At 57.2% G+C, this 19,375-nt stretch carries 22 protein-coding genes; 9 read left to right on the top strand and 13 right to left on the bottom strand.

Annotated features, from left to right (window positions below):
* Nucleotides 1-7: 7 nt before the first annotated feature.
* The 10 genes from CPJ18_RS06915 to CPJ18_RS06870 all read right to left on the bottom strand — a co-directional run bounded on the left by CPJ18_RS06915 (nucleotide 8) and on the right by CPJ18_RS06870 (nucleotide 8,124).
* Nucleotides 8-1,003, bottom strand: coding sequence for a 5-oxoprolinase subunit C family protein (locus CPJ18_RS06915; RefSeq protein WP_103657504.1), 996 nt, complete (start codon nucleotides 1,001-1,003; stop codon nucleotides 8-10).
* Complete coding sequence (gene pxpB, locus CPJ18_RS06910; RefSeq protein WP_077105539.1) at nucleotides 1,000-1,707, bottom strand: 5-oxoprolinase subunit PxpB; 708 nt, start codon at nucleotides 1,705-1,707, stop codon at nucleotides 1,000-1,002. The genes CPJ18_RS06915 and pxpB overlap by 4 nt, the downstream gene beginning before the upstream one ends.
* Nucleotides 1,704-2,105 carry a biotin/lipoyl attachment domain-containing protein gene (locus tag CPJ18_RS06905; RefSeq protein ID WP_077105540.1) on the bottom strand — a complete coding sequence of 134 codons (402 nt, stop codon included), beginning with the start codon at nucleotides 2,103-2,105 and terminating at the stop codon, nucleotides 1,704-1,706. The genes pxpB and CPJ18_RS06905 overlap by 4 nt, the downstream gene beginning before the upstream one ends.
* Nucleotides 2,102-3,493: an acetyl-CoA carboxylase biotin carboxylase subunit gene (gene accC / locus CPJ18_RS06900; protein WP_103657503.1), complete on the bottom strand. Its 1,392-nt coding sequence runs from the start codon at nucleotides 3,491-3,493 to the stop codon at nucleotides 2,102-2,104. The genes CPJ18_RS06905 and accC overlap by 4 nt, the downstream gene beginning before the upstream one ends.
* Nucleotides 3,493-3,903: an acetyl-CoA carboxylase biotin carboxyl carrier protein gene (locus CPJ18_RS06895; RefSeq protein WP_077105542.1), complete on the bottom strand. Its 411-nt coding sequence runs from the start codon at nucleotides 3,901-3,903 to the stop codon at nucleotides 3,493-3,495. Before CPJ18_RS06895 ends, accC begins: the two co-directional genes overlap by 1 nt.
* 417 nt (nucleotides 3,904-4,320) lie before the next feature.
* Complete coding sequence (locus CPJ18_RS06890; RefSeq protein ID WP_077105543.1) at nucleotides 4,321-4,995, bottom strand: 4-carboxy-4-hydroxy-2-oxoadipate aldolase/oxaloacetate decarboxylase; 675 nt, start codon at nucleotides 4,993-4,995, stop codon at nucleotides 4,321-4,323.
* 18 nt (nucleotides 4,996-5,013) lie between these two features.
* On the bottom strand, nucleotides 5,014-5,745 hold the full coding sequence (locus CPJ18_RS06885) for an amino acid ABC transporter ATP-binding protein (RefSeq protein ID WP_077105544.1): 732 nt from the start codon (nucleotides 5,743-5,745) through the stop codon (nucleotides 5,014-5,016).
* Nucleotides 5,742-6,452: an amino acid ABC transporter permease gene (locus CPJ18_RS06880; protein ID WP_077121687.1), complete on the bottom strand. Its 711-nt coding sequence runs from the start codon at nucleotides 6,450-6,452 to the stop codon at nucleotides 5,742-5,744. The genes CPJ18_RS06885 and CPJ18_RS06880 overlap by 4 nt, the downstream gene beginning before the upstream one ends.
* The gene (locus CPJ18_RS06875; RefSeq protein ID WP_077105546.1) at nucleotides 6,452-7,150 is read right to left on the bottom strand and encodes an amino acid ABC transporter permease; all 699 of its coding nucleotides are present in this window, start codon (nucleotides 7,148-7,150) and stop codon (nucleotides 6,452-6,454) included. The genes CPJ18_RS06880 and CPJ18_RS06875 overlap by 1 nt, the downstream gene beginning before the upstream one ends.
* Nucleotides 7,151-7,284: 134 nt before the next feature.
* Nucleotides 7,285-8,124: a transporter substrate-binding domain-containing protein gene (locus tag CPJ18_RS06870; RefSeq protein ID WP_103657502.1), complete on the bottom strand. Its 840-nt coding sequence runs from the start codon at nucleotides 8,122-8,124 to the stop codon at nucleotides 7,285-7,287.
* Between the two features lie 125 nt (nucleotides 8,125-8,249).
* Between CPJ18_RS06870 and CPJ18_RS06865 the strand changes: the two genes are divergently transcribed.
* On the top strand, nucleotides 8,250-9,188 hold the full coding sequence (locus CPJ18_RS06865) for a LysR family transcriptional regulator (RefSeq protein WP_077105548.1): 939 nt from the start codon (nucleotides 8,250-8,252) through the stop codon (nucleotides 9,186-9,188).
* Between the two features lie 10 nt (nucleotides 9,189-9,198).
* Here CPJ18_RS06865 and CPJ18_RS06860 read toward each other — a convergent pair whose 3' ends face one another.
* Together CPJ18_RS06860 and CPJ18_RS06855 are read right to left on the bottom strand one after the other, a co-directional pair.
* Nucleotides 9,199-10,230, bottom strand: a complete 1,032-nt coding sequence (locus CPJ18_RS06860; RefSeq protein ID WP_077105549.1) for an L-idonate 5-dehydrogenase — start codon at nucleotides 10,228-10,230, stop codon at nucleotides 9,199-9,201.
* 11 nt (nucleotides 10,231-10,241) lie between these two features.
* Nucleotides 10,242-11,189: a 2-hydroxyacid dehydrogenase gene (locus CPJ18_RS06855; protein ID WP_077121692.1), complete on the bottom strand. Its 948-nt coding sequence runs from the start codon at nucleotides 11,187-11,189 to the stop codon at nucleotides 10,242-10,244.
* A gap of 98 nt (nucleotides 11,190-11,287) precedes the next feature.
* Between CPJ18_RS06855 and CPJ18_RS06850 the strand changes: the two genes are divergently transcribed.
* The 3 genes from CPJ18_RS06850 to CPJ18_RS06840 all read left to right on the top strand — a co-directional run bounded on the left by CPJ18_RS06850 (nucleotide 11,288) and on the right by CPJ18_RS06840 (nucleotide 13,701).
* The gene (locus CPJ18_RS06850; protein ID WP_103657501.1) at nucleotides 11,288-12,046 is read left to right on the top strand and encodes an SDR family oxidoreductase; all 759 of its coding nucleotides are present in this window, start codon (nucleotides 11,288-11,290) and stop codon (nucleotides 12,044-12,046) included.
* A 1-nt stretch (nucleotide 12,047) separates the two neighbouring features.
* Complete coding sequence (locus tag CPJ18_RS06845) at nucleotides 12,048-12,557, top strand: gluconokinase (protein ID WP_103657500.1); 510 nt, start codon at nucleotides 12,048-12,050, stop codon at nucleotides 12,555-12,557.
* A gap of 73 nt (nucleotides 12,558-12,630) precedes the next feature.
* On the top strand, nucleotides 12,631-13,701 hold the full coding sequence (locus CPJ18_RS06840) for a LacI family DNA-binding transcriptional regulator (RefSeq protein ID WP_103657499.1): 1,071 nt from the start codon (nucleotides 12,631-12,633) through the stop codon (nucleotides 13,699-13,701).
* 141 nt (nucleotides 13,702-13,842) lie between these two features.
* Here the strand turns inward: CPJ18_RS06840 and CPJ18_RS06835 are convergent, their stop codons facing one another.
* On the bottom strand, nucleotides 13,843-15,993 hold the full coding sequence (locus CPJ18_RS06835; RefSeq protein WP_245445354.1) for a putative bifunctional diguanylate cyclase/phosphodiesterase: 2,151 nt from the start codon (nucleotides 15,991-15,993) through the stop codon (nucleotides 13,843-13,845).
* Nucleotides 15,994-16,513: 520 nt separating this feature from the next.
* On the opposite strand from CPJ18_RS06835, the gene CPJ18_RS06830 reads away from it, so the two are divergent.
* From CPJ18_RS06830 to arsB, 5 genes are all read left to right on the top strand, one after another.
* Nucleotides 16,514-16,705 carry a hypothetical protein gene (locus tag CPJ18_RS06830; protein WP_103657497.1) on the top strand — a complete coding sequence of 64 codons (192 nt, stop codon included), beginning with the start codon at nucleotides 16,514-16,516 and terminating at the stop codon, nucleotides 16,703-16,705.
* 180 nt (nucleotides 16,706-16,885) lie between these two features.
* Nucleotides 16,886-17,170 (top strand): hypothetical protein, encoded by a 285-nt coding sequence (locus tag CPJ18_RS06825; RefSeq protein ID WP_103657496.1) that lies wholly within the window; start codon nucleotides 16,886-16,888, stop codon nucleotides 17,168-17,170.
* 274 nt (nucleotides 17,171-17,444) lie between these two features.
* Nucleotides 17,445-17,804 (top strand): ArsR/SmtB family transcription factor, encoded by a 360-nt coding sequence (locus CPJ18_RS06820; RefSeq protein WP_103657495.1) that lies wholly within the window; start codon nucleotides 17,445-17,447, stop codon nucleotides 17,802-17,804.
* Entirely contained in the window at nucleotides 17,801-18,331 is a 531-nt protein-coding gene (locus CPJ18_RS06815) for an arsenate reductase ArsC (RefSeq protein WP_103657494.1), read from the top strand. Before CPJ18_RS06820 ends, CPJ18_RS06815 begins: the two co-directional genes overlap by 4 nt.
* Nucleotides 18,331-19,371, top strand: a complete 1,041-nt coding sequence (gene arsB / locus CPJ18_RS06810) for an ACR3 family arsenite efflux transporter (protein WP_103587753.1) — start codon at nucleotides 18,331-18,333, stop codon at nucleotides 19,369-19,371. The genes CPJ18_RS06815 and arsB overlap by 1 nt, the downstream gene beginning before the upstream one ends.
* Nucleotides 19,372-19,375: the final 4 nt, after the last annotated feature.

Raw genomic sequence — 19,375 nt, 5'->3', positions numbered from 1 at the left:
CCCAAGGTCAGCGTCCGGCAATAGCCTTCAAGGCACGCCCAACCATTTGCGCGGAGCTGGATATGTCTTCGAGATAGGTGGCAATTGCCTGGTCCAGCGCGCGGGCCTGAGCATGGCTGGAGCGCACGAAACGCAACCGACTGCCACTGCGCGCCTGACCAAGCCGCCACAGATCGGCCTCAACGATACCTGCAATCTTTGGATAGCCGCCAGCGGTATTGGCATCGCTCATCTGGATGATCGGCTCACCCGCGGGAGGCACCTGTACGACACCGGCAACAATGCCATGAGAGCGCATTTCAATCGCCGCCACTGGCCGGATGGGCTCGCCGGAAAGCCTGTAACCGGTGCGGTCGCTTTGCGATGAAATCTTCCAGCTCTGGTTCCAGAACCGCTCCGCATCAACCCCGAACAAATCGTGTTCACCAGCGGGCAAGGCCCTGATGAGCAAAGTGCCATCGTTTTGAACAGGAAAAAGCGTTTCCATTTCGAGCATCGGTGGAACGACACCGAACCCTTCGTCAGCAAGTCCGGAGATTGAGGCTTTACCGAGAGGGAGCAGATCACCTCTCTTCAGGGAGCGTCCCTCCATGCCGCCGAATGCGCCACGCAAGGACGTGCTGCGAGACCCCATGACGGGTGCAACGTCCACCCCGCCGCCGAAAGCGACATAGGCACGGGCAGAGCCGACAGCCGGTGTTATTTCTAGAACCTGCCCTGCATCTGCAGTTTTCATCCACCACGGCGGCATGGCAATACCATCGAGTTTAGCACTGCCGCCGCCCGTGACGGCAACGGCCGTTTTTGTGCCAAAACGCATCCGAAACGGAAATGTCTGCAACTCAACTGCCGCATCACCCGCTTGATTGCCGACCATAAGGTTTGCGACCTTCAGTGCCAGCGGGTCCATCGCACCGCTGACGGTCACGCCGATGTCGCGGTAGCCGGTTCGGCCAAGGTCTTGAATCGTGTTCAGCGGTCCGCTATCGATGATCTCGATCATAGCTCGATCCTTTCCGGGATGAAACGTACGATATCGCCGGGTGCCATGATTGCAGGCACCGATGCACTTGGATCAAACATGGGCAGATCGGCAAAGCCAATCGAATTCCAGCCGTTCGGTCCGGTCAGCACCGCAACGCCGGTCTGCATGCCGCCAATGGTGACGCATCCCTTTGCCATTTTCAGCGATGGCACGGTCTTGCGCGGCATATGGATACGTGGATCAAGTCCGTGCAGATAACCGAAGCCCGGCGCGCTTCCGAGTGCGAACACTGTGTATGTGCCCTCGTGATGAATGCGAACGATCTCTCTGTCGCTCAGTCCAGAAAGCGTGCAGAGTGCGGCAAGGTCGGTGGCGTGTTCGCCGCCGTAAGTCACTGCGATCTCGATCGTTTTGCCGTCGATGTCGATGCTTTCGGCACGCTCCCAGGTATCGCGGAGCCGTGTCATTACCATATCTGGATTTTCGGGTACGGATTTGAATATGGCAAGGAGGTTGGTCATGCCCGGCACGGTCTCGACAATATCGTCCCAGGTAGAAACCTCATGCGTCAGCGCCCAGATGCGACGCTGTGCGGCGAGATCGAATCTTCCGGGCGCTTCAAGCAGAAAGGCCCGGCCACCAATCGGCGATATTTGCGGGCGCTCCTGCACAGAAGGCGCTCCAAGCGGCTGACTGACGAGAAGTTCAGATTCAGGGATCATGAATGACTCTCGATTTCGAAGAGAGGATCGCCATAGCCGACAAGCGAATTGTTTTCCGCAAGAGCGCGTGTCAGTGTCCCGGCTTTACCGACCTTGACCGGCAGCAGGATCGGGCCGACGCGGATGAAGCCCAATATCTCCCCGGTAGCAACATTACCCGAAAGAGAGCGAGATGGCGTTTGGTAGCTCGTAAAAACGCCCGCCAGTTGACCCCTGACAACGTCTTTGCCCACCCCCTTGGCAGCATTGATCAGCACCGAAGCACCGCCGTTTTTCTCCACGACAATGCGCAATTTCCCGCGCGGCTGTTCGATCTCTATGCCATCGACACCGGCCTGCGTCAGAGCTGCGGAAAGCGCAGCGAGCACTGCGGGATCGCTAAAATCGATTTCGCTCATGACGCACTCCGACGCTTCAGCCATTTTTCGAGATAGTGGATATCTGTACAACCGGCAGCAAAGTCTTCGTCCGTGAACAATGCCCGCAACAGGGGCAGGTTGGTGGAAATTCCCTCGATCTGCGTTTCCTCCAGTGCCGCCCGCATCGTGACGATAGCCTCGGCACGGGTTTGAGCATGCACGATCAGCTTGCCAATCAGCGAGTCGTAATAGGGCGGTACCTTGTATCCGGCATGCACATGCGTATCGACCCGGATGCCGGGCCCGGACGGCAGATGCAAGCTGATGATGGTGCCTGCAGAGGCCAGAAATGTTTCGGGGTCTTCAGCGTTGATACGGCATTCGAAGGCATGTCCTTTCGTCGCCACATCTGCTTGCGTCAGACCAAGAGGAATCCCCTGCGCAGCCTTGATCTGCGCCTGCACAATGTCAACGCCGCTGGTCATTTCCGTAACCGGATGTTCGACCTGCAAACGGGTATTCATCTCGATGAAATAGAAACACTCATCTTCATAGAGGAACTCAAAAGTGCCGACGCCGCGATAGCCGATCTGCTGGCAGGCGGTGACGCAGGCCTCTGCAACCGGACCGATGATTTCTGCCGGAATGCTCGGTGCGGGCGCTTCCTCGACGACCTTCTGATGGCGGCGCTGCATGGAACAATCGCGGTGGCCGAGCCAAACCGCATTGCCATGCACGTCGCAAAGCACCTGGATTTCGACATGGCGGGGATGCTGCAGGAATTTTTCAATATAGAGCGAGTGCGTGCCGAAAGCCTGACGCGCTTCTTCGCGGGTCGTTGATATGGATTCATGCAACACGCTGGCATCCGTCACCACCCGCATGCCACGTCCACCGCCACCACCGGCCGCCTTGACGATCACCGGGTAGCCGATTTCCGCAGCGATCTTCTCGACGGCGACCTTGTCGTCGGGCAACTCGGAATCGGGTCCGGGGACGCAAGGGACGCCAGCCGCGATCATCGCAGTCTTTGCGGCAATCTTGTCACCCATCGTGGCAATGGACTGCCACGTTGGGCCGATGAAGACCATGCCAGCGTCTTCCACTGCCGCCGAGAACGCCGCGTTTTCGGAGAGAAAACCATAGCCCGGATGCACCGCTCCGGCACCGGTCATCCGGGCAGCCAGCAGGATGGCATCGTCGTTGAGGTAGCTCTTGCCCGCACTCGCCGGGCCGATACAAAGGAACGTGTCGGCAAGCTCGCCATAGCTTGCCTGCCGGTCGGCCTCGGAGCAGACCATAACCGTCTTAAGCCCGAGATCCCTGCATGCCTTGAGGATACGCAGGGCAATTTCGCCACGGTTGGCGATGAGGACAGTATCGAAGCGGAGTTTCCGCTCCGCGTGTTCAGGGGCAAACTGCGGCATCAAATTATCTCCGCCAGAAGGTCACCGACCTCGACTTCGCCGCCATCCTTGGCAGGCAGGCTGACGATACGGCCATTGCTCGGCGCAACGATGTTGTTGAAGACCTTCATCGCCTCAATGATGAACAAGGTCTGACCAGCCTCGACCACATCGCCAAGCGCGACAAATGGCTTTTCGCCGGGTGCAGAGGCTGCGTGGAGCAGACCGAATATCGGCGAGGTAATGGCGGTTGCCTCGGATACAGGTCCGGCGTTTTTCACCGGCTTTGTATCGCTAACGCCAGCCGCTGGCGCGCCGGACTTTCCGGCACGAAAAATTCTCACGGTTGTTTCTTTTTCCGTGACCGTGAGTTCGTTGATGTTCGATTGGCCGACGAAGTCGATCAGTGTTTTGATTTTCGAGAGATCCATGCCTCACCCATGCCAACGCCGTTATAAATCCGCTGGCATATGCAGCGTCAGGCGCAATTCTGAGTACATCAGTGCTTGAGCGATGGGGTCAGACGAAGTTTTAATGGAGCGTTTTTTCGGTTCTCCCATGGTGCCACGATGATGAGAGACGGTCGGGATATGCTGGAATGCTGTAAACACGGCTGAGCCCCGTAAAAGATTGACGGCAAATGCCTTCAACGGGCTGGAGGGTTGTATGCGAACCAGCGTGGTCCGTTCAATTCTTGCGCTGCCGACTCTGCGGTCTGGCGCAAAGCCCGACCACGCGTTGTCTGCGACGTGTGGCTGAAAGCCGGCCGAAGCTAGTCAGCGAGCGGCAAGGAACGCGCTGGCCCGTATCAAAGGCCGACGCGTTCCCTTATCTTTGTTTACCGCAAATTAGATGTCGGACTTAAAGCCCTTGGCCTTCAGAACCGGTTCCAGATTGCTGACTTCGATTACCGACTTGCCAGCCTTGTAGGCAGCGATAAAGCCAGCTTCCGCGTCTTCTCGGGCCTGTGACAGCTGCGCCACCTCTTGCGCCTCGGCACGGCGCACAACGACAAGACCGTCGGCATCGCCGACGATGATGTCGCCGGGATAGATCAACTCACCACCGATGATGATTGGATCATTGACCGAGGTCAGGGTCTCCTTGACCGTACCCTTGATGCAGACGCTGAGTGAAAATACCGGAAAGCCGAGGTCGCGAAGCTGCAGCGTATCGCGAACGCCGGTGTCGGTCACCAGTCCGCCGATGCCCTTAGCAAGGCAGGCATTGGCAAGCACGTCGCCGAATGAACCTGCCTCCTCATATTCGCCGCCCGACACCACGATGATATCGCCCGGATTGGCGTAGTTGATGGCAAGCTGCAGCATGATATTGTCACGCGGCGCGCTCTTGACTGTAAACGCAGGACCGCAGAGCTTCATCCGGTAATCGACCGGCTTGATGCGTGAGGACAAAGCGCCACGACGGCCTTGGGCCTCATGAATGGTGGCTGGCGAGAACGGTGCCAACGCTGCAATATCTTCCTGGCTTGGGCGTTCCGGAATCTGCTTGATGTGGATCATGGTGGGTCTCCTTAGATGTTAGTGATTTCTGTGAATGGCAGACATGAATCCCCGAACGTCGGGATGCGTTTCCTTTGAAAAAAACGTGTCCGGCACCGCGTCGAAGGTGAGTTCACCCTTCTTGAGGAACCAGATGCGGTCTGCGACTTCGCGTGCGAAGCCCATTTCGTGGGTGACGCACATCATGGTGATGCCGCCACCGGAAAGCTCTTTCAGAAGCTTCAGTACTTCGCTGACCATTTCCGGATCGAGCGCACTGGTGGGCTCGTCCAGGATCAGGACTTCTGGCTTCAGGATCAGCGAGCGGGCGATTGCCACCCGCTGCGACTGGCCGCCGGAAATATCGGCCGGTAGCGATTGTGCCTTGTCTGCAAGGCCTACCCGCTCAAGCATAAGCATGGCTGCCGGAAGGGCCTGCTTGCGGGATTGGCCGCGCAAACGACAAAGTGGTAGCATGACATTTTCGACAACCGATAAATGCGGGAACAGGTTGAACTGCTGGAAGACGAAGCCGATGCCCGTCCGCAGCTCGTTCACATCGACGGATTTCTCATGAATGCTCCTGCCTGCCAGCGTGATTTTGCCCTTCTGGATAGGCTCCAGCCGGTTGACCGTTCTGACCAGCGTCGATTTGCCCGAGCCAGACGGGCCGCAGAGCACGATGGTCGTCCCCTTCTCGACCGTGGCACTGATATCGTGAATGACCTGAACGGCACCGTACCATTTGGAAACATTCTGGAACTCGATCATGCCACTGCCTCCACGATGACCCGTCCGGTGCGGCGGTTGGCGATGCGTCTTTCGAGCACACCGGTGGCCTGGCTGAGCGCAAAGCACAGCACGAAGTAAGTGCCTGCGAGGATGCCGAATATTTGCAGCGGCTTGGTGACCTCGTTCGAGTTCACCTGCAGCATGGCGTAAGACAGTTCCGGCACGGCGATGATCGAGCCGAGCGATGATTCCTTGATGATCGTTGTCAACTGGTTGACGATGCCCGGAACGACGTTGAATAAAGCTTGCGGCAGAACGATCTTGAAAGTCGTCGGGATATAGCCGAGACCGAGTGACTTGGCGGCTTCCATCTGGCCCCTCGGCAGGCCTTCTATACCAGCAGCGATGATTTCTCCGAGATAGGCAGTCTGGTAGACGACGATCGCAATAATCAGTGTATAGGTCGCGTCGACGGGGAAGCCGATGACGACAGGTAGCGCAAAATAGGCCCAGAAGATCAGCATCAACAGCGGAATAGCCCGCACGCAATGCACGAAGCCGCTTGCAATATTCTTTAATGGTTTCGAATTGCCGGTGCGGGCAAGTGCAATGAGAATGGCGCAGGGGAACGTTACGATCAGACTGACAAAGGAGATAATTAGCGTCATCGCCAAACCGCCGAGCTTGCCGTGCGGATATTCGCCGATGAGCAGCAAAACACCGTATTCTTGCAGAATCTGGAGCATCACTTCACCCTCAATCGGTAGCGCCTAGACAAGCTCGACGAGCCCCACATGATCGCGAAGGAAATCAGCATGTAGATCGCCGTTACGAGACCATAGGCTTCGAATATCCGGAAGGACTGCTCCTCGACATAGCGTGCCTGATAGCTTAGTTCGGCAACACCGATGCCGGCGGCAAGGCTGGTGCCCTTGAAAAGGATTAGCGTCTGGCCAAGCAATGCGGGCAGAGCCAGCCGCCAGGCTTGAGGCAGGATCACCCAGCGCATGGCACCGAGATAGGTTAGACCGATGGAACGTGCGGCTTCCATCTGAGCGGGATGGATCGAGCGGAGGCCGCTGCGGAAATCCTCCGACATGTAGGCGGCCTTGTTCAGCGCCAGCGCGACTATGGCGTAGCCGATCTCGGCCCCTATGTCGTTCAGATAATCGTTGACGGCATCTGGCAGCACGACAGCGAAGCCGAAATACCAGACGAACAACTGGATCAGGATCGGTACGTTGCGGTGATATTCAACGAAGGCGGCGACGAGGATTTGGGTCGGCCTGAAATCAATTGCCCTGACGACGGTGAGGAACACAGCCAGGACCAGACCGATCACCCAGGAAATCGCAAACAGAACCATCGTGGTCTGCAGACCTTGCAGGATGAGATCGAGATACTCCCCCTGTAGAACTTTGCTGAAATCGAATTGATAACCCATGTCGATGCGGTCTCACTCCAGCGCTTGGCGAAGTTCTTCCAAGCTCATGGAAGGCTGCGCTCATTTCTCAATTTCCGTCGTCTTTGAGGTTTGATCCGGCAGGGGGCATCGGCCCGCCGGGTCATTCTCGATGCTTATTCGGGAAACCAGCTCTCTTGCGGTTTGCCGAACGCAAACTTGCGTTCCGCCTTCAAGTCGGAATCCTTGCCGAGCCATTTGTCAAAAAGCTTCTGGCCCTCGCCGGAAGTTTCAAGCCCGGCCAGAAAAGTATTGGTTGCCTTGACCAGTTCTGGCGAGCCTTTGCGGAAGGCGAAGCCGGACGGCATCGACAGCAACGGCTCATCGAGAAAACGAAGGGCCTTGATGTCAGCGCCCGCGTTGCGCTCGACGGCCTTGCCTTCGGAATAACGATAGACCGTGGCTTTCACCTTGCCTTGCTGCAGAGCCAGGAACGATGCGGCACTGGTTTCAAACGAGAGTACTCGCGCATCTGGAACGCGCTTTTCGGTGATGGGAATTAGAACAGAGCCCTTGACAAGGCCGATACGCTGGCCGGCCAGACCGTCAACCTTTTTGATATCGGATTTGTCGAGAACGACGAAATTGAAGTCTTCGGCAACATAGGCACCGCTGAAATCGACCTGCTCGGCACGCTGCTTGCTGTAGCTCAAAAGCGAGGCCAGAATATCGACACGCCCCTGCGTCAGTTCGGCCATGCGGGTCTGCGGTGATACTGCAATCAGTTTTGGCGTGACGCCGAGATATTTTGCCAGCATCTGGCAGATTTCGATCTCGTAGCCGGCGGGCTCACGGGTTTTGGGGTCTTGGAAACCCAGCGGGGGTGAGTTTGTCAGGACGCCGCAGTTCAACGTGCCTGCAGCCTTGATATCATCGAGCTGTTCTGCGGAAGCGATCGTCGATAGGCAAGCGGTGCCGACAAAAACGGCGGCAGCCAGGATGGGCTTCAATGTCATTATGGTCCTCCTCGGCAGCATCCTCCTGCTGCAAGACATATTTGTAGGGGGGAGCCACTATTCAAACAAATAGATATTGAGGATAACTCCTATATAGATCCGTTATATCAAACTCGGGAAATACGATGGCAATCGATCTGTTGAAAATGCGGTATTTCGCCAAGATCGCCGAGCTAGGCTCGTTCACGCGCGCCTCCACCGAGCTCGGCGTGGCCCAGCCCGCATTGAGTTCACACATGCGGACGCTGGAAGAACAGTTGGGCGTTCTCCTGCTTAACCGAACCCCGAGGGGTGCCGTGGTGACGGAGGCAGGCCAAATACTGCTGTCGCATGCCCAGGCCATACTGCGCGCCGTGGAGCAGGCTGAAGCCGCGACAAAAGAACAAGCGAAATATCCGACCGGCGACGTCTCACTCGGCATTCTCAGTTCGATCTGCCCCACCCTAACCGTACCGGTGATCGAAGAGTGTTCGCATCGCTTCCCTAAGATCCGCCTGACGGTCAGCGAAGGCGACAGTCAGGCGCTGCGTACCGCAGTGGAGACGCGCGTGCATGATCTTGCCGTCACACTCGAAGGCGTTGCCAAGTCGACTGCGATACCACTGTTCGACGAGACACTTTATGCACTGGGACCGCGGGGGCGATTTTCGACTGATGAGGTGCTGACTGCCGAGGAGGCATTGGGCTTGCCGCTTATCCTGCCGACGCGGCGGCACGGCATCCGAATTCTACTCGAACGGCAGGCGCTGCTTTTGGGGCGCGAATTGAATATAGTGCGGGAAATCGAGGGCGTCGCCAGCACCAAGGCAGCGATCCGCGCAGGCCACGGCCTGACTATTTTTGGTCGCGCCGCCGCTCATGTCGACCACGAGAGCGGTGATCTTTCGGCCGTAGCGGTGTCGCATCCCAGTCTAACGCGAAGATTGGTCCTCGATATGCCGGTCAACCATCCTACAACCCGCGCCGTAAACGAAGTCCGCAACATCCTGCTGGCCGTAGTTCGGCGTCTTGAGCTGCAGGGCCACTGGACCTGCCTGCCGCAGGCAAGGGCGACAGGTCAGTGATCGAGGTGTATTACGAAAACGAAATCTGCGCTTTCATTGCCTGACTGCGATCGGAAGCAATCTCAAACGCTGAAAGCGCCTCCTCCAGCGGGACGGTGTGCGTGATCAACGGCTTGACGTCGATCAGCCCTTTGCGCATTAGTTGAACGCCCGTCGAAAACTCCTCGTGGAACCGAAACGAACCGCGCAGGTCGAGTTCCTTGGCGGTTATTGCCATCATCGGCAAGCTCATGTCACCGCTAAGGCCGAGTTGAACGATTATGCCGCGCGGGCGAAGCACCGCGATGCCGCCTGTCAGTGCAGCAACAGCGCCAGAGCATTCGTAAAGAATGTCGAACGTTCCCTTGTCGGCGGAATAAGCAGTCAGCGCATCCGGCTCGTTCTTAGTATTGATGATACGGTCTGCACCGGCTTTCTTGGCCATACTCAGCGTAAAATCAGAAAGGTCTGTCGCTATGATCTCGGAGGCACCGGCACGACGGGCAGCGAGGATCGCCAGGACGCCGATCGGGCCGCATCCAGTGACAAGCACGCGCTTACCGAGAAGTTCACCCGCACGATTGGTGGCATGCAGTACGACGGCCAGTGGTTCGGCCATCGCTGCTTCACCTGGCGTCAGGTCACCTGCAGACACGCATTGAATGGCATCAGCAACAAGGCTCTGCCGAAAGGCACCCTGGATATGTGGAAACGGCATGGCGCTGCCGTAAAAACGCATGTTGAGGCACTGGTTGTGAAGACCCTTTTGGCAATATGTGCAAGCCCGGCAGGGACGCGACGGCGACACAGCGACGAGTTCGCCGACTGACAAACCTTCAACGCCTTCCCCCAATTCCTCCACATAGGCCGAAACCTCATGCCCAAGGATCATCGGTTGCCTCAGACGAACTGTACCGAACCCACCGTGATTGTAATAATGCAGGTCGCTGCCGCAAACGCCACCCGTAGCGAGTCGCAGTCTGACTTCGCCGGGGCCAGCTTTTTTATCCTGAACGTTTTCGATTCGCAGATCTTTGGCCGCATGTGCAACAATAGCTTTCATGATCGTTTACCTCACAGAACCGGGGTCGGGAGCGTTGCGCCCGAAAAATAAGCTTCGAGATTGTCGCGAACCAGCTTTCCCATCGCCTGACGGGTTTCTAACGTGCCCGACGCATGATGCGGCTGCAGCAATACGTTGCCGAGCGCCAGGAAACGGGGGTTGAGCTTTGGTTCGCCCTCGAAGACGTCGAGCGCAGCAGAGCCTAGCGTGCCGTTTTCCAATGCCTCGAGAAGACTTTCTTCGTCGATGTTTGAGGCGCGGGAAATATTGATCAGCATGCCTTCGGCACCGAGCGCGGCAATAACGTCCTTGCCGACGATATGGCGAGTCTCGGCCGAGGCCGCCAGCGTCACGAACAGGAAATCGACGTTTTTCGCAAGCTCGACTGGGTCGGCGACGAACGTCATGCCTTCGGCAAAAGATTTCGGTCCGACATCACTATAAGAAATCTGCATGTCGAAACCCTTCAGGCGTTTGGCGACTTCGAAGCCGATGCGTCCCAGGCCGAGCACGCCAGCACGACGACCCCAAACACGACGCTTGAGAGGATAAAGACCCTTGGCACTCCAACTGCCGTCCTTAACCCAGACTTCGGCACCGATCATGCCGCGCGACTGGCAGAGCATCATTGCGATACCGAGATCAGCTACATCATTGGTCAGTACATCAGGCGTGTTGGTGACGCGGATGCCCTTTTCCCGGCAGGCGGCCAGATCGACTGCATCGTATCCTACCCCATAGACTGAGATGACTTCGAGGTTTGGACAGGCCTCGATCATCGCCCGATTAGCACCGAGCTCGCCACGCGTGGCAATGCCTCGAATGGCGGGACCAACCTCAGCAAGGAAGGCTGGCTTGTCGGCTGCGTCAAAGTATCGGTGAACTTCGAAGGCGGCATTGAGGGGCTCTTCGTCCCACTGCGGATAAGGGCCGACTTGGAGGATCTGCGGCTTTGTCATTGTGGTAGTCGCTTTCATTCAAAAGTCTTGACAGGATATGTTATCGATAACATAAGCATTGACACTAAAGTTTGTCGAGATAAAAATCGGAGAAAAACGTGTCGCTGCATCTTTTCGACCTGAGAGGGAAACGCGCCCTAATTACCGGATCGTCGCAAGGAATAGGGCTTGCGCTGGCCAAAGGTTTGGCAGAAGCCGGTGCCTCAATCGTGCTCAACGGACGCGACGAAACCAAACTCAAGGCCGCCACAGAAGGATTTGATACACCGGTTGCTAAACTGCCATTCGATGCCACAGATCACCAGGCAGCACGCGAAGCCGTTGATCGCTTCGAGACCGAAACCGGTGCCATCGATATTCTCGTCAACAATGCAGGCATGCAGTACCGCTCAGCGTTGGAAGACTTTCCTTCCGACGCCTTCGAGCGTCTGTTGCGTACCAATGTTTCCAGCGTCTTTAACGTTGGCCAGGCCGTCGCCCGCCACATGATCGCACGTGGCAAGGGCAAGATCATCAATATCGCCAGCGTCCAGACCGCCCTCGCTCGCCCCGGCATTGCCCCTTACACGGCCACCAAGGGTGCTGTTGGTAACTTGACCAAGGGCATGGCGACCGACTGGGCGAAACACGGTCTGCAGTGCAATGCCATCGCACCAGGTTACTTCGACACGCCGCTCAACGCTGCCTTGGTAAGCGACGAAACCTTCTCCGCTTGGCTGGAGAAGCGCACGCCTGCCGGTCGCTGGGGTCGCGTCGAGGAACTTGTCGGTGCCTGCATTTTCCTGTCCTCGGATGCTTCTTCCTTCGTCAACGGCCATACGCTTTATGTCGATGGCGGCATAACAGCATCGCTTTGAGATGGGGAAGCTGACCCGTATCGTAATCATGGGCGTGTCGGGCTGCGGCAAGTCTTCGGTAGGTGAAGCGCTCGCCGTAGCCCTTGGCGGCCACTATATCGACGGCGACGACATGCACTCAACGGACAGCATCGCCAAGATGCAGGCCGGTATGCCGCTCGTGGACAGCGATCGGTGGACTTGGCTGGATCGGGTTGGCTACACGCTGGCCAAGCGTGAGAGTTTGACAATCTTTGGGTGCTCGGCACTTAAGCGTGTCTATCGCGACCGCATTCGCAAGAATGCCAACGGAGAAGTTCTGTTCGTTTATCTGTCCGGCGCAAAACAAGTTATCGCACAGCGCATGGAGGCCAGATCAGGCCATTTCATGCCGGCATCGCTACTCGACAGTCAGTTTGCAGCACTCGAAACGCCGACCGCAGACGAATTCTCGGTGACTGTAACGATCGATCAGCCGCTTGCATCGGTTGTGTTGATGGTAAAGACATCGATCGAAGCCCTGAAGCATTGAGGCCACCGCTTGCAATGCGGCCCGAAAAGCGATGTAGTACCATGACAGTAACCCACAGACAGCATTCAGTCCTATGAGCTCACGCCGCAAGCCGCCGATCATGGCAGATATCGCCCGCCTGGCTGGCGTATCGTCGATGACGGTTTCTCGCGCGTTCAAAGCGGATAGCCTAGTCAGTCAGGAAACCCGCAATGCAATTCTGGCGGCGGCCGAAGAACTCGGCTACGTCTTCGACGCCACCGCCTCGAGCCTGCGCTCCCAAAAAACTGATTTTGTTGCCGTCTTAATTCCGTCGATCAACAACGCCAATTTCGCCGATACTGTCTCCGGGCTTTCGGAAGTAATCGAGTACGCCAATATGCAGACACTACTCGGCTACACCAACTACGATATGCACACCGAGGAGCGGTTGATCGAGCAACTGCTGCGTCGCAAGCCGCAAGCGATCGTCGTTACCGGTGGCCGCCACACAGCACGGGCTCGAAAGCTTCTCGAAAACGCCCATATTCCGGTAATCGAGACCTGGGACGTGCCGGAACACCCGGTCGGTTATTATGTTGGCTTTTCCAATGCCGCAGCGGTGCATATTATGGTCGACCATTTCGTTGCCACCGGTTATCGTCGCATTGCCTTCATCGGTGGCGATGCAGGTGGCGACACCCGTGGCAGCGATCGCCGTCTCGGCTTTCTGCAGGCAATTACAGCGCATGGACTCGATGCCTCGCGGCTGGTCGCCGCTGGTCCGCCACCGATCTCTATGCGCGAAGGCGCAGAGGCGATGTCCCGCTTGCTTGACAGCTATCCTGACACTGAGGCAGTGATTTGCGTCTCTGACCTTTCCGCTTTCGGCGCTCTCACTGAATGTCAGCGACAGGGTATCGCGGTGCCGGAAAAGATGGCTATTGGCGGCTTCGGCAATTACGAGATTAGCGGCATCTGCGTACCAAGCCTGACCACAATCGACGTCGGCTCCAGGGCGATCGGCGAAAAAGCCGGTACACTTATTCTCAATCTTCTCAATAGACCCTCAGAAGCAGCAGATGCGACGATCGAACCTGAACTCATTGTTCGGGAAAGCTCTATTCGCATAATTGAGTTTTTGGTGGATAGAATACCTCCGTTGCCAGCTGGTCTGTCACCTTGATTAGGTTCGAACCGGAGCCCCTGTAATTACAAGCACTACGAGTATGACTTCGCTGCGTCGCCAATCTCGCCGTTTAGTTGAGCCCTTACCGTTCAGTGAGACTGAAAACTACGGCGCTGACACCCCCCGCCGTATCAAGGTCTATTGTCTACCACCGCGTTCGATGACGCTGGAGTCATCCAAAGGGTCATTCTTGCTTGCTATTAAGGCAGACATCTGCAGAAGCGCCGCAACTTCTGCTCGGGCTATTGGGCGCGACATCAGAAACCCTTGGATGTTGTCGCAGCCCAACGATTTCAGCGCATCTCTCTGCTGGTTGGTTTCGACACCTTCGGCGGTTGTTTGTAGCCCGTTGGCACGCGCCATCTTGATGATCGCTTCGACAATCGCGCTGTTCCGGCCCTCGCCCATACCAGTGATAAACGACTTGTCGATCTTGAGCCTGTCGACAGTCACGTTTTGAACCCTTGAGAACGAAGAGTACCCGGTGCCAAAATCGTCGATTGCAAATCTTACCCCTGCCGCTCTCAGCATCGCGATGTTTCGCTCGGTCTCTTCCTCACTATTAATGGCCAAGCTTTCTGTTATCTCGATTTCCAATCGAGCCGGCTCGATCCCCCATTTGGCCAGGGTAGAAAGAACCCGCAGTGGGTAGCCAGCAGAAGCGAGTTCGGAGGCGGATGCATTCACGGCGACACTGATGGGAGGCAACCCAGCGATCAGGCTGCACGCGTCCTCCAAGACATGAGCGCCAATCTTGTTGATCACGCCAATCTCCTCTGCAAGCGGGATAAACATATCCGGAGCGATAGAGCCTAGCTCTGGATGTTTCCACCGCGCCAGCGCCTCGACCGAGCAAGGTTGCGAGCTGTCAGCACAGTAGACCGGCTGGTAAACAACCTCAATCTGCGTCCCCGTTGACAATGCCTCGCGAAGATCATGCTCCAGTTTTCGGCGGGTGCGGAGAAGTTCGTCCATATGATCGCCAAATAATGCATATGTATTCCGTCCCGCAGCTTTTGCGTGATAGAGCGCGATATCCGCCTTCCTCGTCAGCTCGACAGGATCCATGTTTACACCTGTTGCGATCGCCGCACCGACGCTCGCACCAATGGAGCCATATACTCCTTCGATCTCAAAAGGCTCGCCCAGGCACGCGACGATTTTGTCTGCGACGGCGACGACCTCGTCGGCGTTCGTCCTCTCGAGCAAGACGGTGAATTCGTCGCCTCCGATCCGTCCGATCAAAGCGTCCGGGAGAATTTCCCTCATTCGCGCAGCAACGAGAGAAATCAGCCTGTCACCGGTTGGATGTCCGTATGTGTCGTTGACCGCTTTGAACCGGTCGAGGTCAATGAAGAGCACGCTGAATACGTCCTCAGGCAATGATTGCCTCAACCGCCCCGCCAGCTCGCTATTAAAATAACCCCTGTTCGCGAGCCCCGTCAAAGTGTCGCGAAGCGCCAAATGTTGAAGTTCCCGGCGATTGGAATTGAGTTTAACCGAGCGTCGCCAGATTCCATGCCCGGCCAGGCTGGCGGCGATGAATATGCCAATGACGGAAAGTCCGATAACCGGGAGGGTTGCCTGCAAAACGCTCCTGCCCGGTTCAAATGGATGCCAGTTAAAGTACCCTATCACCTTTCCAGACTTCGAGGTGAGGGCGATATGGGAGTGGCGCTTGTCGCGTGGCATCTCCGTTGTGAACTGCATCTCGGCGAACTGGTATTCGCTACCTATTTCAGACGGGAAGTCTCGATCCAAAAACCGTACCGCGACATGCTGGTTCTCTTCGCCCGCCTGCTGCTCGATCTCGCCTGTGTCAGACAGAATAGGTTTGACACTGACCACAGCAGGTCGTTCCCCTACATAGGTCAGATCACTCTCGCCGATTGACAGGACCTTGTCCGAAACACCCTCATGGTCTCCTGCAGCCAGCCTTTCACGCAGCCGTTTCGCCATCGGACTATACGCCAGGCGAAGGTCTTCCTGTGACACCTCGCTGGCTGATTTTGAAATATATTGGTAGATGGGCAGCCCATTGGCAGAAAGCACGACGGCGGCATCATGGCTGAAGTAGGTGTTCATCCACTGCCCAAGGTTCACGTTAAGCCAATCCTGATCACGGTCCTTAGTTCTGATGACGGCGTCGTCCCACACGGTGGCACTCTCTTGATCGTGAGCGACCGAAGATCGGATTTTTGAAACGATGAGGGTGGCCAAACCCTTCTGCCGTTCCACGGCGACCTCGTCAATTTCGGCGGCAGACCAGTAAAGGGTGCCGAGTAACATCGCTCCAACCAAAGCGGACACGCTTGCCGGGAGGCCCCATTTCGCGAACCATTGTGACTGCCTAATCATGCGCCATCTGCCTTTTCGTTGGACAAACCCTACAGCATCTGGGTTAAGCCTGAGGGAATGGACAGAGTTAACGATCCTCTTTTCCTTCGCTCCAAATTACCAGGTTCCCTAGCGTGCAATGAGCATCGTAATCGAGGTGCTGTCCACCTTTGTAGTTGAGGGTCAATGCGGCTCGAAACATCATTAATCCCATGCGGATAGCGTCCAACGGGAAGATGAGTAAAGGCACCTTGCGCTATGATCTGCCAAATCCGAACCGATCCACTGGCATAGCCAACCGGCTTGAACTGAATCGACCCGAGGTCCGGCTCCAAGGGATTGATCATTTGTGCGACGACCTGATATCCGATCGACAGGTCAGCAATTCCCGCATTGTCGGCCTGTGCCAACCTGAACTTCTAAATAGTTTACAGTCCCGCCCCGGTCTGGGGGGCAATTTGAGAGGTAGGAAATGCCTGAGCTCATCTCAAAAGAAGATGCACGTCTGTGTGCCAGTATCGTCAAGGAGGTCGCCAGTGCGCAAGGTCTCGTTCGAGAGCCGTCCGCGATTGGGAGGCTAACGGTATCAGTGGCCAGGCTCTACAATGAAGGCCTGCGAGATCGCGACCAGCTTCTTGCTGCGGCATTGCTTCTACCAAAGTGATGACAAGTTAAATGAGGAAACCCATCGATGGTTTTCTAAATCATTGGCATGTGACGTAGGACTGCCGGGGCTTACATTATCAGGCTGTTAACGCGGATCACATATTCTTTAGAGTGTCCACTTCTCGCAGCAGCTACGGAAGCCGCGCTGGACGGTTATCCGTCAGTCCGAGAAAGACCTATGTTCAGTATTGTCTATCTTATAGTTGTGACTTTCGCTTTGATCGTAGCGATGGCTTCGGGTGCCGTGATCAGTCTCCTGCTGACCCTTGCAGCCTCCGTGGTGGGAGCCATATTTGCTGCGTGTCTGCAATGGCCAGAGCCGATGATTTGGTTAGCGCAGCTGGCCGCTCCCGTCCTTCTGCTGATTGGGTTGACGGCGGCGCGGCTCTTCGACCGGCTAGGCAAAGAAGCCAACTTTCGCCACCGCCGACGGTCAGTGGAAGATTTCTGGCCAGAGGCGTAATCAATTTGAGCAAGACACGAAGTAGCGTCACCTTGAATTGGCTCGAACCTCCGACCCCCAGTTCAGTGGTTCTGTCTGTGTCAAATTCTCAAGCTAGGCATCTGTTTGCTCTGCCGAATGGCCGGTTTGGGTCGGCGAGTTCGGCGGCTTTGCGCCAACAGCGGTGATGTCACCCTGGATTTTATGCTGAAAGTACAAGCTTACCAATATGAGGTCGTACCGCAAACGAGCTGAAGATGCTTGACAATAGCCATATATCCAATAATCTGGATGCATGGAATCAGATGATGCTATCGCGGCGCTTGCCGCCCTTGCCCAATCCACCCGTCTGGACACCTTCCGACTGCTGGTCCGTCACGAACCGGAGGGCGTGCCCGCGGGTGAACTCGCCCGCCTGCTCGGGGTGCCACAGAACACTATGTCAGCCCACCTTGCGATCCTGTCGCGCGCCGGTCTGATTAGAGGCGAGCGCCACAGCCGCTCGATCATCTACCGCGCCGAGATCGATGCGCTGCGCGACCTGACCCTGTACCTTGTCAAGGACTGCTGCGGCGGCAGCGCCGAACTCTGTGTGCCCCTGATTACCGCTCTCACCCCCTGCTGCGACCTGTCCACTTCGGAGAACCTGCGATGATCAGCGACCGCATCTTTAGTGTCCTGTTCCTATGCACCGGCAATTCCGCCCGCTCGATCCTTGCCGAGTCCATCCTCAACGGCGAAGGAAAGGGGCGCTTCAAGGCCTATTCGGCAGGTCGCCGACCCAAGGGGCAAGTGCACCCGCTGGCCCTCGATACGCTGCGCGCCCTCGGTTACGAGTCCACCGGCTTTCGCTCAAAAACCTGGGATGAGTTCGCCGAACCCGGCGCCCCGCAAATGGATTTCATTTTCACGGTCTGCGACAACGCCGCTGGCGAAGCCCGCCCTGTGTGGCTTGGCCACCCGATGGCCGCTCACTGGGGTGTCGAGGACCCGGCCGCCGTTGAAGGCACAGAGATCGAGAAGGACCGAGCATTCTCCAAGACCGCGCGCTTCCTCAAAAACCGGATCTCCGCGTTTCTCAGTCTGCCACTGACGTCGATCGACAAGCTGGCGCTGGAAACCCGCCTTCGCGAGATTGGCGCGCTTGAAGGCGGCACCCGCCCGCAGGGGCAGGTCGCCTGATGTCCACGTTCGAGCGTTACCTAACCGTATGGGTCGCCCTGTGCATCGTTGTCGGAATTGGGCTCGGGCACCTGATGCCGAACGTGTTCCAAGCCATCGGTGCGGTGGAAGTCGCCAAGGTCAACCTGCCAGTAGCGGTGCTGATCTGGCTGATGATCATCCCGATGCTGCTCAAGATCGATTTTACATCTCTGGCCCAGGTCGGTCGCCACTGGCGCGGTATCGGCGTCACCCTGTTCATCAACTGGGCGGTCAAGCCATTCTCCATGGCGCTGCTTGGCTGGCTGTTCATCGGCTGGCTGTTCCGACCGTATCTGCCGGAAACCCAGATCGACAGCTACATCGCAGGCCTGATCATTCTTGCGGCGGCACCCTGCACGGCTATGGTGTTCGTCTGGTCCAACCTGACCAAAGGCGAGCCACACTTCACGCTGAGCCAGGTGGCGCTCAACGACGCGATCATGGTAGTGGCGTTTGCGCCAATCGTAGCCCTCCTGTTGGGACTTTCCGCCATCACCGTGCCGTGGGATACGCTCATCCTCTCGGTGGTGCTCTATATCGTCCTGCCCGTGATCGTCGCCCAGGTTCTGCGCCGGAGCACGGACGTCGAACGCATGGCCGGTCGTCTGCAGCCGGTCTCGCTGGTGGCACTGCTCACAACCCTCGTGCTGCTGTTCGGCTTCCAGGGTGAGCAGATCATTGCGCAACCGATGGTCATCGCGCTCCTTGCCGTGCCGATCCTGATCCAGGTCTATTTCAACTCAGGCCTCGCCTATGTGCTGAACCGCGTCAGCGGCGAGGAGCATTGCGTGGCCGGTCCCTCGGCGCTGATCGGCGCCTCGAACTTCTTCGAGCTGGCCGTGGCTGCCGCCATCAGCCTGTTCGGGTTTACCTCCGGCGCGGCGCTGGCCACTGTCGTCGGCGTCCTTGTCGAGGTGCCGGTGATGCTGTCGGTAGTCTGGATCGTCAACCGCAGCAAGGGCTGGTACGAGCGCGGCGCTGCCGTCCGGACAAACGCTGCCACCATCAGAAAGGCCTGAGATC

This window comes from Agrobacterium rosae, assembly GCF_002915175.1.
Classification (GTDB): domain Bacteria; phylum Pseudomonadota; class Alphaproteobacteria; order Rhizobiales; family Rhizobiaceae; genus Agrobacterium; species Agrobacterium rosae.
This window is presented reverse-complemented; position numbering and strand designations above follow the sequence as displayed.